This is a genomic window from Modestobacter sp. VKM Ac-2983 (genome assembly GCF_026967885.1).
Classification (GTDB): domain Bacteria; phylum Actinomycetota; class Actinomycetes; order Mycobacteriales; family Geodermatophilaceae; genus Modestobacter.
Map to the genome: position 1 here is coordinate 566261 of NZ_JAPVBK010000003.1, position 12505 is coordinate 578765.

A 12505-nucleotide genomic window follows, 5' to 3' on the forward strand; every position below is an offset into this window, starting at 1 on the left:
CGACGACAGGACAAGTGAGCCTCGTGCGCACGTACAGCCCCAAGCCCGGTGACATCACCCGGGCCTGGCACGTCATCGACGCCACCGACGTGGTGCTCGGTCGACTCGCCAGCCAGACCGCGATCCTCCTCCGCGGCAAGCACAAGCCCCAGTTCGCGCCGCACGTCGACGCCGGCGACTTCGTCGTCATCGTCAACGCGGGCAAGGTGGCCCTGACCGGCTCCAAGCGCGACACCAAGGTCGCCTACCGCCACTCCGGCTACCCGGGTGGCCTCCGGACGATCAACGTCGGCGACGAGCTGAAGACCCGTCCCGACCGCGTCGTCGAGCGCGCCATCAAGGGGATGCTGCCGCACAACACGCTGGGCCGGCAGATGCTCTCCAAGCTCAAGGTCTACGCCGGGCCCGAGCACCCGCACGCCGCCCAGCAGCCCCAGACCTACGAGATCAAGCAGGTGGCCCAGTGACCAGCGCACTGACCGTGACCGACGCCGACGGGCGTCCCATCCAGACCGTCGGCCGCCGCAAGGAGGCCATCGTCCGGGTGCGTCTGCTCCCCGGCACCGGCGAGTTCAAGCTCAACGGCCGCACCATCGAGCAGTACTTCCCCAACAAGGTGCACCAGCAGCTCATCCGTGAGCCGTTCGTGATCCTGGAGAAGAACGAGCAGTACGACGTCGTCGGCATCCTGCACGGCGGCGGCGTCAGCGGCCAGGCCGGCGCGCTGCGCCTGGCCATCGCCCGGGCGCTCATCGAGATCGAGCCCGAGGACCGTCCGGCCCTGAAGAAGGCCGGCTTCCTCACCCGTGACCCCCGCGTCACCGAGCGCAAGAAGTACGGCCTGAAGAAGGCCCGCAAGGCGCCTCAGTACTCGAAGCGCTGACGGTACGTCCGTGGGTCGGCTCTTCGGGACCGACGGCGTCCGGGGCCGGGCCAACGCCGAGCTGACGCCGGAACTGGCGCTCTCGGTGGCCCGGGCCGCCGCCAGTGTGCTCGCCGACCGCGACGGGACCTCGCGTCCCGTCGCGGTCGTCGGGCGTGATCCCCGCGCGAGCGGGGAGATGCTCGAGGCCGCCGTCGTCGCCGGCCTGGCGAGCGCCGGCGCTGAGGTGCTGCGCGTCGGGGTGCTCCCGACGCCCGCGATCGCGCACCTGACCGGCCGCACCGACGCGGACCTGGGCGTGATGCTCTCCGCGAGCCACAACCCGATGCCGGACAACGGCATCAAGCTGTTCAGCCGGGGCGGGCACAAGCTGCCCGATGCCGTCGAGGCCGCCATCGAGCGGCGGGTGACGGGCGCCGACGACGGCGACCACCGCGGCGACAACCGGCCGACCGGCGGGGGCATCGGCCGGGTCCGCGACCTGGCCGGCGCCGCGGAGGACTACACCACCCACGTGCTCTCCGCGCTGCGTGAACCCCTCCGTGACCTGCGCGTCGTCGTCGACTGCGCCCACGGCGCCGCCTACCGCTGCGCCCCGGAGGTCTACCGCCGGGCCGGTGCGCAGGTGCACGTCATCGGTGGCGAGCCCGACGGCTGGAACATCAACGACGGGATCGGCTCCACCCACCTGGGGCCGCTGATCGACGCCGTCGCGCGGCACGGTGCCGACATCGGCATCGCCCACGACGGGGACGCCGACCGCTGCCTGGCCGTGACCGCGCAGGGCGAGGTCGTCGACGGCGACGCGATCCTGGCGATCTGCGCGCTGGCGTTGCACGAGAGCGGCAACCTGGCCGACGACACGGTGGTCGCCACCGTGATGAGCAACCTCGGCTTCCACCACACCATGCGCGCCGCCGGCATCACCGTGCAGACGACCGCCGTGGGCGACCGCTACGTCCTCGAGGCGCTGCGCTCGCGTGGACTCTCCCTCGGCGGCGAGCAGAGCGGTCACCTGGTCTTCCTGGACTGGGCGACCACCGGTGACGGGCTGCTCACCGGGCTGGCGCTGCTCTCCCGGATGAGCGCCACCGGCGCCTCGCTGGCCGAGTTGGCCTCGGTCGTGCAGCGGCTGCCGCAGACCCTGGTCAACGTGCCGGTGACCGACCGGCTCGCGGTGGCCGAGAGCGATGCGGTCGCGCGGGCCGTCAACGCGGTCGAGGCCGAGCTGGGCGACTCGGGCCGGGTGCTGCTGCGTCCCTCAGGCACCGAGCAGCTGGTGCGCGTGATGGTCGAGGCACCGACGCAGGACCAGGCTGACACCGTCGCCGCTCGGCTGGCAGAGGTCGTCGCCGCCACCCGCTGACCCGCCGTCGGCAGTGGGGTGAGCGGGTCCTCGTCGGCGGAGCCGCTCCTCGAGTGCCTGAGGGGACGGGACGGGTGGCCGGTGGGGCATGTGGGGCACTGGGTGCGTGGCCGGCGGTCAGCTGACGGCGAGTCGGTATCCTCGGTCGAATGTGCGGCATCGTGGGATACGTCGGTCCCCAGGACTCGGTGAACGTGGTCCTGGAGGGCCTTCGCCGACTCGAGTACCGGGGCTATGACTCGGCCGGGGTGGCGGTGCTGGCCGACGGCCGGCTGGCCACCGCCAAGAAGGCGGGCAAGGTCGCCAACCTGGAGAAGGAGCTCGTCGAGGCCGGGCTGCCGGCCTCGACCATCGGCATCGGGCACACCCGCTGGGCCACGCACGGCGGGCCGACCGACCGCAACGCCCACCCGCACGTCTCCGCCGACGGCACCGTCGCGGTCATCCACAACGGGATCATCGAGAACTTCGCCTCGCTGCGTGCCGAGTGCGAGGCCACCGGCATCGAGTTCTCGTCCGAGACCGACACCGAGGTCGTCGCGCACCTGCTGGCCGCCGTCTACCGGGAGACCCCCGCGGGGCCCGACCGGCTCGCCGAGGCGATGCGCACCGTCAGCCGGCGCCTGCAGGGTGCCTTCACCCTGGTCGCCAGCCACACCGCCGAGCCCGACCGGCTGGTCGCCTCGCGGCGGAACAGCCCGCTGGTCGTCGGGGTGGGCGACGGGGAGTACTTCTTCGGCTCCGACGTGGCGGCCTTCATCGGGCACACCCGCCGGGCGCTGGACGTCCAGGAGGACCAGGTCGTGCTCCTGGACCGCCACCACGGCGTGACGGTCACCGACTTCGCCGGCACCGTCGTCGAGCCGGTGACCCGCACCGTCGACTGGGACGCCGCAGCCGCGGAGAAGGGCGGCTACGACTGGTTCATGCTCAAGGAGATCGCCGAACAGCCGCAGGCGGTCGCCGACACCCTGCTGGGCCGGCTCGGTGAGGCCGGCGAGCTGGTGCTCGACGAGGTCCGGCTCTCCGACCAGGAGCTGCGTGACGTCGACAAGGTCTTCGTCGTCGCCTGCGGAACGGCGTACCACGCGGGACTGATCGCCAAGTACGCGATCGAGCACTGGACCCGGGTGCCGGTCGAGGTCGAGCTGGCCAGCGAGTTCCGCTACCGCGACCCGGTGCTCGACCGCAGCACTCTGGTCGTGGTGATCAGCCAGTCCGGCGAGACGATGGACACTCTCATGGCGCTGCGGCACGCGAGGGAGCAGAAGGCCAAGGTCCTGGCGATCTGCAACGCCAACGGGTCGACCATCCCGCGGGAGTCCGACGCGGTCCTCTACACCCACGCCGGGCCCGAGGTCGCCGTCGCCTCGACCAAGGGGTTCCTCACCCAGGTCGTGGCCTGCTACCTGGTGGGGCTCTTCCTCGCCCAGGTGCGCGGGGTCAAGTACGCCGACGAGGTCGCCGCCATCGTCGACGACCTGCGGGCGCTGCCGGCCCAGGTGACCGAGGTGCTGGGAACCATGGAGCCGGTGCGGGAGCTGGCCCGCGACCTGGCCACGGAGAACACGATCCTGTTCCTCGGTCGGCACGTCGGCTACCCGGTGGCCCTGGAGGGGGCGCTCAAGCTCAAGGAGCTCGCCTACATCCACGCCGAGGGCTTCGCCGCCGGGGAGCTGAAGCACGGCTCGATCGCGCTGATCGACCAGGGGACCCCGGTGATCATCGTCGTCCCGTCGCCGCTGAGCCGGGAGTCGGTGCACGGCAAGGTGGTGAGCAACATCCAGGAGGTCCGGGCCCGCGGTGCGCGCACGATCGTGATCGCCGAGGAAGGCGACGACGACGTGCTGCCCTACGCCGACCACCTGATCCGGGTGCCCCGCACCCCCACACTGCTCGCGCCGGTCGTCACGACCGTGCCGCTGCAGGTGCTGGCGTGCGAGATCGCGGCCACCCGCGGCCTCGACGTCGACCAGCCGCGCAACCTCGCCAAGAGCGTCACCGTCGAGTAGCACCACCACCCGGTGGGGGCGGACGGCGGCAGGCACACTGGGCCGGTGATCATCGGGATCGGTGTCGACGTCTGCCCGGTCGAGCGGTTCGCCGCCTCGCTGGTCCGTACCCCGGGACTGCGGGACCGGCTGTTCACCCCAGCGGAGCAACGCACCCCGGCCGGTGCCGAGCGCAGCGGTGAGTCGCTGGCCGCCCGCTTCGCCGCCAAGGAGGCCCTGGCGAAGGCGCTGGGCGCGCCGGGCGGGCTGCGCTGGCACGACGCGGAGGTGGTGGTCGGGGAGCGCGGGCGCCCGCACCTGGAGGTCCGCGGCACGGTCGCCCGGTGCGCGGCCGAGCTGGGCGTCACCTCCTGGCACGTGTCGCTGAGCCACGACGGGGGCATCGCCTCGGCCATGGTGGTCGCCGAGGGAACTGCCCCGTGATCGGGCTGCACACGGCCGCGCAGGTCCGGGACGCCGAGCAGGTGGTGCTGGCCGGGCTCCCGGCGGGCGCGCTCATGCAGCGGGCCGCGACCGGGCTGGCGACCGTCTGCCTGCGGCTGCTGGGCCGGGGCCACGGCGTCCGCGTGGTGCTGCTGGTCGGGTCCGGCGACAACGGCGGCGACGCGCTCTTCGCCGGCGCCCTGCTGGCCCGGCGCGGCGCCGCCGTCACCGCCGTCCTGCTCGCGCCCGAGCGGGCGCACGCCGAGGGGCTGGCCGCGTTCCGCCGGGCCGGCGGGCGGGTGGCCGAGGCGGCCGACGCCGGGCTGCACCGGGCGGACCTGGTCCTCGACGGGATCGTCGGTCTCGGCGGCAGCGGGGGGCTGCGGGAGCCGGCGGCCGCGCTGGTCCGGGAGGCGACCGCCGGGCCGGGGCTGCTGGTCGCGGTCGACCTGCCCAGCGGGGTCGTCGCCGACACCGGGGAGGTGCCCGGCGATGCCTTCCCCGCGCAGCACACGGTCACCTTCGGCGCGGTCAAGCCCGGGCTCGTGGTCGGCGCCGGGCGCCGGCAGGCCGGCACGGTGCACCTGGTCGACATCGGGCTCGGCGCCGCGCTGGCCGAGCCGGCGGCCCGGCAGCTGACCGACGCGGACGTCGTCCCGCACCTGGACGCCCCCGCACCCGACGACGACAAGTACTCCCGCGGCGTGGTCGGCGTGCTGGCCGGTTCGGCCACCTACCCCGGCGCCGGGGTGCTGTGCACGGGAGCCGCGCTGCGCACCCGGCCGGGCCTGGTCCGGTACGCCGGCACCGCCGCGGACGGCGTCCGCGCCTCCTGGCCGGAGGCCATCGTCACGTCCGGCCGCCCGGGGGACGCCGGACGTGTGCAGGCCTGGGTGGTCGGGCCGGGGATGGGCACCGACGAGGACGCCGCGAGCGTGCTCGCCGAGGTGCTGGCGACCGACCTGCCGGTGGTGGTCGACGCCGACGGGCTGACCCTGGTCTCCCAGCGGCCGGAGCTGGTGGGCGAGCGGACCGCCCCCACCGTGCTCACCCCGCACGACCGCGAGTTCGCCCGGCTCTTCGGTGAGGTCGGCACCGACCGTCTGGCCGCAGCCCGCCGCGGCGCCGCGGAGCTGGGCTGCACCGTGCTGCTCAAGGGAGATGCCACCGTCGTCGCCGACGCCGCCGGCACCACGTTCGTCAACGGCACCGGCACCCCGTGGCTGGCGACCGCCGGCACCGGCGACGTGCTCGCCGGGGTGCTGGGCGCGGTGCTGGCGACCGGGCTGCCGGCGGCGGAGGCCGCGGCCGTCGCCGCCCACGTGCACGGCCGGGTCGGTCAGCTGGCCGCCGAGCAGGGACCGCTGATCGCCGGTGACCTGGTCCGCCGGTTGCCGGAGACGCTGGCCCGGCTGCGCGCCGGTGCCGGCTGACCGCGGCGGCCTGGGACAGTGGGCGGTGTGACGCAGGTGCAGCAGGTGCTGGGCAGCCGGGCCGAGGTGGTCGTCGACCTGGACGCGATCGCGGAGAACACCGCGGCGCTGCGCGCGCGGGCCGGCCGGCCGCTGATGGCGGTGGTCAAGGCCGATGGCTACGGCCACGGGCTGGTCCCCGCTGCCCGGGCGGCGCTCGCCGGCGGGGCCGACGCCCTCGGGGTGACGGTGCTGGAGGAGGCGCTCGCGCTGCGCGCCGCCGGGGTCACCGCACCCCTGCTGTCCTGGCAGCACGCGCCGGGGGAGGACTACGCCGCGGCGCTGGCCGCCGACGTCGAGCTGTCGGTCAACGCGGAGTGGGCGCTGGCCGAGGTCGTCGACGCTGCGCGCGCCACCGGCCGCCCCGCCCGCGTGCAGCTGTTCGCCGACACCGGCCTGTCCCGCGAGGGGGCGACCCCGGAGGCCTGGCCCGGGCTGGTGGCCGCCGCGGTGCGCGCCCAGGCCGACGGCGACCTCGTCGTGACCGGGCTGTGGAGCCACCTCGCCTACGCCGACGCCCCCACCCACCCGACCATCGCCCGCCAGGTACAGGTCTTCGAGGAGGCGGTGGCGCTGGCCCGGCAGGCCGGGCTGACCGACGTCCGCCGGCACCTGGCCAACTCGGCGGCCACGATCGCGCTGCCGGAGACCTGGTACGACATGGTCCGGCCGGGCGTGGCGGTCTACGGCCTGGACCCGCTGGGCGGTGACCCGGGGCAGTACGGGCTCCGCCCGGCGATGACGGTGCAGGCCCGGGTGGCGCTGACCAAGCGGGTGCCGGCCGGGGCCGGGGTCTCCTACGGCCACACCTACTCACCGGAACGGGCGACGACGCTGGCCCTGGTGCCGGTCGGCTACGCCGACGGGGTGCCCCGCGCCGCCGGCAACCGGGCGCCGGTGCTCGCCGCCGGGGCGCAGCGGACGATCGCCGGCCGGGTCTGCATGGACCAGTTCGTCCTCGACGTGGGAGACGACCCGATCGCCCCGGGCGATGCCGTGGTGCTGTGGGGCTCGGGTGCAGCAGGCGAGCCGACCGCCCAGCAGTGGGCCGACGCGGTCGACACCATCCACTACGAGCTCGTCACCCGGGTGGGCGGCCGCTTCCGCCGCCGGTACGTCGGCACCGCAGGGGTGCGCTGATGGGGCAGCGCGGCACCCTGCACCTCAGCCGCACGGCCGGCCTGGTCGGCGCCGCGGTCGGTCTGGCCGCGGCCGGCACGGCGGTCGGCGTCGCCGTCACCCGGACGGCGACGTCCCGGGTCCGGGCCGGCCAGGTGGCGGCCCAGCGCGGGGAGGACGGGCGACCGGTCGAGGAGGTGCCGGTCAACCAACTGCGCCGGGAGGACCCGCTGGGCTCCGGCCGCCGTGCCGCTGACCGCACGATGGCGGTGCGGGCCGAGGACGGGGTGGCGCTCTGGGTCGAGGAGGTCGGTCCGATCGATGCCCCGCTGACCGTCGTCTTCGTCCACGGCTACGCGCTGTCCATGGCCTCCTGGACGTTCCAGCGCCGCGACCTGGGTGAGCAGCTGGCCACCGCCAACGGTCACCGCCCCACCGCGCGGCTGGTCTTCTACGACCAGCGGGGGCACGGCGCCTCCGGCCGCGGGGCCGCCGAGCGCTCGACGATCGACCAGCTGGCCGCGGACCTGGAGTCGGTGCTCACCGCGCGGGTGCCGCACGGGCCGGTGGTGCTGGTCGGTCACTCGATGGGCGGGATGACGGTGCTCGCGCTCGCCCAGCGACGGCCGGAGCTGTTCGGGACCCGGATCGCCGGCGTGGCGCTGGTGTCCACCTCCAGCGGCAACCTCGGCGAGCTGGACTTCGGGCTCCCCGCGCTGCTGACCCGGGTGCGCGCCGCGGTGCTGCCGGTGGCGGTCTGGGCCATGCGCCGCAGGCCCGGCCTCGTCGAGCGCACCAGGCGACTGGCCAAGGACCTCGTGTCGGCGGTCACCTGGTCGATGTCGTTCTCCTCCACCGGCGTCGACCCGGCGCTGGGGCGCTACGTGGACGCGATGATCGCCGGGACCCCGGTCGACGTGGTGGCCGAGTTCTACCCGGCGATCGCCGGACTGGACGTCAGCGGCGCGATCGAGCCGCTGTGCCGGGTGCCGACCGTGGTGCTCACCGGCGACGCGGACAAGCTGATCCCCAGGGCGCACAGCGAGCGGATCCGGGAGCGGCTCGAGGAGACGGGGGAGGGCTCGGTCGAGTACGTCGCCGTCCCGGACGCCGGGCACCTGGTGCCGCTGGAGCACCCGGCGCAGGTGACGGACGCGCTGGTCGGTCTGGTCCGCCGGGTCGCCGCCGGGCAACGCCCCACCGGCTGACGGCCGGCCCGGCCCGGCCGTAGGGTCTGCGCGTGGTCTCCGCCCGTCCGCCGCGCCTCGACGCGGCCGCGACCGAGGTGGCGGCGACCGCTGCGGCCGCGCCGGACTGGGCAGCGCTGGCCGACGTCGCCCGCTCCTGCGTCGCCTGCCCGGAGCTGGCCGCCACCCGGCAGCACGTCGTCGTCGGGGACGTGCCGGTGACCGGCCGGCCGCGGCTGGTGGTCGTGGGGGAGGCCCCCGGTGCCACCGAGGACGAGACCGGCCGGCCGTTCGTGGGGAAGAGCGGCGCGCTGCTGGACCTGCTGCTCGGCGAGGCCGGCCTGGCCCGCGAGGAGGTGGCCGTGCTCAACATCGTGAAGTGCCGCCCGCCGGGCAACCGGACCCCGAAGGCACCCGAGGTCGCTCGGTGCAGCGGCTGGCTGCGCCGCCAGCTCGACCTGCTGGGCACCTCCGTCGTGGTCGCTCTCGGGCTCTCCTCGGCGAAGTGGTTCCTCGGCCCGCGCACCGTGCTCGGCCAGGTGCGCGGCCGGGCGCACGACGTCGACGGGCGGGCCGTGTGGGTCACCTACCACCCGTCGGCGGCGATCCGGTTCGGTCCGAACGGCGCTCCGCGGGCCGCGCTGGCCGCCGACCTGCACGCCGTGGCGGCCTCGCTGTGAGGCGCGCGCACGAGCTGCCCACCGTCGCCGACACCCAGGCGTTCGGCCGCGAGCTGGCCGGGCTGCTGCGGGCCGGCGACCTGGTCGTGCTGGCCGGTCCCCTGGGAGCGGGGAAGACGGCCCTCACCCAGGGCATCGGCGCCGGCCTCGGGGTGCCCGGCCCGGTGACCTCACCGACCTTCGTGCTCGCCCGGGTCCACCGCGGCGGGCGGGTGCCGCTGGTGCACGTCGACGCCTACCGGCTGGCCGGCATGGCCGACGTCGACGACCTGGACCTGGACGCCACCACCGACGAGGCGGTCACCGTCGTCGAGTGGGGCCATGGCCTGGTCGAGCAGTTGGCCGACGAGCACCTGGTCGTCGAGCTCGACCGGCGGGACGACGACGTCCGCACCGTCCGGCTGGTGCCCGTCGGCCCGGGCTGGGAGCAGCGGCTCACCGACGCCTGAGCCTCAGCCGGCCCGCTCGACGATCGGGCGCAGCAGGGCCGCCAGCTCTGCCGGTACGGCCAGGAACGGTGAGTGGCCGGCGTCCAGCCGGAGCACGGTGCCGGCGCGGGAGGACATCGCCTCCTGGGCGGCCACCGGGATGGCCTGGTCCTGCTCGCAGACGACGTAGGTGCTCGGCAGCTCGTTCCAGGCGGCGCGGCTCAGCGGCTGGGTGAGCGCGGCCGTGGACTGCAGCTGCAGTTCGGCCACCGCCTGCCGGGTGAGCTCGGGGGAGACGCCGTTGTAGAACACCGTCTCCGGCGCGGTGGCCCGTACGTGCGTCGGGTGCAGCTCCTGCCACGACGGGACCTGACCGCCGAGGCTGCTCACCAGCGAGTCGCCCACGTCGAGCTGGAAGGCGCACAGGTAGACCAGGTGCGCCACGCCCAGCTCGGCGGTGGCCGCCTCGCTGATCGGGATCCCGCCGTAGGAGTGCCCCACCAGGACGATGGGCCCCTCGACCGCGGCGAGCGCGTCCCGGACGGCCGCGGCGTCGGCGGTGAGGTCGCCGAGCGACTGCGGGTCGGTGCCGGAGCTGGGCAGCGCGACGCGGACGACGTCGACGCCGGGCAGGTGGTCGACCAGCGGTTGCCAGCACCACGGGGTGTGCCAGGCGCCGTGGACCAGGACCAGGGTGGCGGGCATGTGGGTTCCTCGTCGTCGGGGTCAGTGGACGCGCAGTTGATCAACAAGGTGACCTCGGGCGCAACCGCCCGGCCGCTGCCGACGGGGCGCGGCATCTACCCTCGACGGTCGTGCTCGTCCTCGCGCTCGACACGGCCACCCCGACCCTCGTGGTCGGCCTCGCCCGCTGGACCGCCGGTGGCCCCGCCGACGTGCTCACCGAGCGCGGGCTGCCCTCGGGCAATCGGCACGCCGAGCTGCTCACCCCCGCGATCCGGGAGGTCCTCAGCACCGCCGGCGTCGCGATGGCCGACCTGGACGCCGTCGTCGTCGGCCTCGGGCCGGGACCGTTCACCGGCCTGCGGGTCGGCATCGTCACCGCAGCCGCCCTGGGGGACGCCCGCGGGATCCCGGTGCACGGGGTCTGCTCGCTGGACGCGGTCGGCGACGGCGCCCGGTCGGTGGTCACCGACGCCCGGCGCAAGGAGGTCCACTGGGCCACCTACGACGAGGCCGGGGTGCGGCTCTCAGGTCCCGGCGTGGACCGGCCCGAGGACGCCCCGATCACCGACCCGGTCGTCGGGGACGTCCGGTTCACCGAGCGGCTGGGCCGGGAGGTGGTCGCCGCCGAGGTCACCACCGCCGGGCTGCTGCGCGCCTCCGTCCCCCTGCTGGGCCGGCCACCGGCACCGCTGGAGCCGCTGTACCTGCGCCGTCCCGACGCGGTGCCGTCGGTGACCCGCAAGCCGGTGAGCCAGTGAGCGTGCAGCTGCGGGACATGACGGTCGACGACCTGACCGCGGTGATGGCCCTGGAGGACGAGCTCTTCGCCCCCGACACCTGGACCGAGTGGATGTACCGGGACGAGCTCGCCCGCCCCGACACCCGGCACTACCTGGTCGCCGTCGACGCCGACGCCGTCCTCGGTTACGCGGGGCTGATCAGCTACCCCTACGAGGCGCACATCGCGACCATCGGGGTCACCGGCACGCGGCAGCACGAGGGGATCGGGGCGCTGCTGCTGGACGCCCTGCTCGCCGAGGCGGACGGGCGGCGCACCCCGGTGCTGCTGGAGGTCCGCGAGGACGACGAGGCGACCCAGGAGTTCTACCGCCGACGCGGGTTCGCCCAGATCGGCCGCCGCCCGAACTACTACCCGCTCAGTGGGAAGGACGCCGTCGTGATGCTGCGGGAGGCACGGCGATGAGCCAGCCGCTGGTGCTGGGGTTCGAGACCTCGTGCGACGAGACCGGGATCGGGCTGGTGCGCGGGCAGACGCTGCTGTCCGACGCGCTGGCCACGTCCATGGCCGAGCACGAGCGCTTCGGCGGGGTGGTCCCGGAGATCGCCAGCCGGGCGCACCTGGAGGCGATGGTCCCCACGGTGCAGCGGTCGCTGGCCGACGCCGGGGTGACCCTCGGCGACGTCGATGCGATCGCGGTCACCGCGGGCCCGGGGCTGACCGGCGCGCTGCTGGTGGGGGTGGCGGCGGCCAAGGCCTACGCGCTGGCCCTCGACGTCCCGCTGTACGGGGTGAACCACCTGGCCGCGCACGTCGCCGTCGACGAGCTGGAGCACGGCCGGCTGGCCGAGCCCTCGATCGCCCTGCTCGTCTCCGGCGGGCACAGCTCCCTGCTGCTGGTGCCCGACCTCGCCCAGGACGTGCAGGAGCTGGGCCGGACGATCGACGACGCCGCGGGGGAGGCCTTCGACAAGGTCGCCCGGGTCCTCGACCTGCCGTTCCCCGGTGGCCCGCCGATCGACCGCGCCGCCCGGGAGGGCGACCGGGCGGCGATCGCCTTCCCGCGCGGGCTCACCGGCCCCCGGGACGCCACCTACGACTTCTCCTTCTCCGGCCTGAAGACGGCGGTGGCCCGGTGGGTGGAGGGGCGGCAGCGGGCCGGGGAGCCGGTGTCGGTCGCCGACGTCTCCGCGTCCTTCCAGGAGGCGGTGGTCGACGTGCTGACCGCCAAGGCGGTGCGGGCCTGCCGCGACCACGGGGTCGACCACCTGGTCATCGGCGGCGGCGTGGCGGCCAACTCGCGACTGCGCGCCCTGGCCCAGGAGCGCTGCGACGCCGCCGGGATCGTGCTGCGCACCCCGAGCCCGCGACTGTGCACCGACAACGGCGCGATGGTGGCCGCACTCGGCTCGCGCCTGGTCGAGGCCGGGGTGGCCCCGGCGCCGGTCGACCTCGGCGCCGACAGCTCCATGCCGATCGACCTGATCTCCCGCTAGCCCACCACAATGG

At 75.1% G+C, this 12505-nt stretch carries 14 protein-coding genes; 13 read left to right on the plus strand and 1 reads right to left on the minus strand.

The features are described 5' to 3' along the window. The first annotated feature begins 14 nt into the window (after positions 1–14). From rplM to tsaE, 10 genes are all read left to right on the plus strand, one after another. Positions 15–467 (plus strand): 50S ribosomal protein L13, encoded by a 453-nt coding sequence (gene rplM, locus O2W18_RS14715; protein ID WP_442929140.1) that lies wholly within the window; start codon positions 15–17, stop codon positions 465–467. Further along, positions 464–883: a 30S ribosomal protein S9 gene (gene rpsI / locus O2W18_RS14720; RefSeq protein ID WP_164699893.1), complete on the plus strand. Its 420-nt coding sequence runs from the start codon at positions 464–466 to the stop codon at positions 881–883. Before rplM ends, rpsI begins: the two co-directional genes overlap by 4 nt. Positions 884–893: 10 nt before the next feature. Further along, positions 894–2249 carry a phosphoglucosamine mutase gene (gene glmM, locus O2W18_RS14725; RefSeq protein WP_269188223.1) on the plus strand — a complete coding sequence of 452 codons (1356 nt, stop codon included), beginning with the start codon at positions 894–896 and terminating at the stop codon, positions 2247–2249. 149 nt (positions 2250–2398) lie between these two features. Then, complete coding sequence (glmS, locus tag O2W18_RS14730) at positions 2399–4261, plus strand: glutamine--fructose-6-phosphate transaminase (isomerizing) (protein WP_269188224.1); 1863 nt, start codon at positions 2399–2401, stop codon at positions 4259–4261. A gap of 45 nt (positions 4262–4306) precedes the next feature. Next, complete coding sequence (locus O2W18_RS14735; protein ID WP_269188225.1) at positions 4307–4684, plus strand: holo-ACP synthase; 378 nt, start codon at positions 4307–4309, stop codon at positions 4682–4684. Beyond that, complete coding sequence (locus O2W18_RS14740; protein ID WP_269188226.1) at positions 4681–6117, plus strand: NAD(P)H-hydrate dehydratase; 1437 nt, start codon at positions 4681–4683, stop codon at positions 6115–6117. Before O2W18_RS14735 ends, O2W18_RS14740 begins: the two co-directional genes overlap by 4 nt. 27 nt (positions 6118–6144) lie before the next feature. Continuing rightward, entirely contained in the window at positions 6145–7296 is a 1152-nt protein-coding gene (gene alr / locus O2W18_RS14745; RefSeq protein ID WP_269188227.1) for an alanine racemase, read from the plus strand. Further along, positions 7296–8483, plus strand: coding sequence for an alpha/beta fold hydrolase (locus tag O2W18_RS14750; RefSeq protein WP_269188228.1), 1188 nt, complete (start codon positions 7296–7298; stop codon positions 8481–8483). The genes alr and O2W18_RS14750 overlap by 1 nt, the downstream gene beginning before the upstream one ends. A 32-nt stretch (positions 8484–8515) precedes the next feature. Next, the gene (locus O2W18_RS14755) at positions 8516–9142 is read left to right on the plus strand and encodes a uracil-DNA glycosylase (RefSeq protein WP_269188229.1); all 627 of its coding nucleotides are present in this window, start codon (positions 8516–8518) and stop codon (positions 9140–9142) included. Further along, the gene (gene tsaE, locus O2W18_RS14760) at positions 9139–9591 is read left to right on the plus strand and encodes a tRNA (adenosine(37)-N6)-threonylcarbamoyltransferase complex ATPase subunit type 1 TsaE (protein WP_036334325.1); all 453 of its coding nucleotides are present in this window, start codon (positions 9139–9141) and stop codon (positions 9589–9591) included. The genes O2W18_RS14755 and tsaE overlap by 4 nt, the downstream gene beginning before the upstream one ends. Positions 9592–9594: 3 nt before the next feature. On the opposite strand, the gene O2W18_RS14765 is transcribed toward tsaE, so the two are convergent. Next, a complete protein-coding gene (locus tag O2W18_RS14765) occupies positions 9595–10275 on the minus strand; it encodes an alpha/beta hydrolase (protein WP_269188230.1) in 681 nt (226 codons plus the stop codon). A gap of 110 nt (positions 10276–10385) precedes the next feature. On the opposite strand from O2W18_RS14765, the gene tsaB reads away from it, so the two are divergent. The 3 genes from tsaB to tsaD are packed head-to-tail and all read left to right on the plus strand — an operon-like array spanning position 10386 to position 12492. Next, positions 10386–11015, plus strand: a complete 630-nt coding sequence (gene tsaB / locus O2W18_RS14770) for a tRNA (adenosine(37)-N6)-threonylcarbamoyltransferase complex dimerization subunit type 1 TsaB (protein ID WP_269188231.1) — start codon at positions 10386–10388, stop codon at positions 11013–11015. Then, positions 11012–11461: a ribosomal protein S18-alanine N-acetyltransferase gene (gene rimI, locus O2W18_RS14775; protein WP_269188232.1), complete on the plus strand. Its 450-nt coding sequence runs from the start codon at positions 11012–11014 to the stop codon at positions 11459–11461. The genes tsaB and rimI overlap by 4 nt, the downstream gene beginning before the upstream one ends. Then, entirely contained in the window at positions 11458–12492 is a 1035-nt protein-coding gene (tsaD, locus tag O2W18_RS14780) for a tRNA (adenosine(37)-N6)-threonylcarbamoyltransferase complex transferase subunit TsaD (RefSeq protein ID WP_269188233.1), read from the plus strand. The genes rimI and tsaD overlap by 4 nt, the downstream gene beginning before the upstream one ends. Positions 12493–12505: the final 13 nt, after the last annotated feature.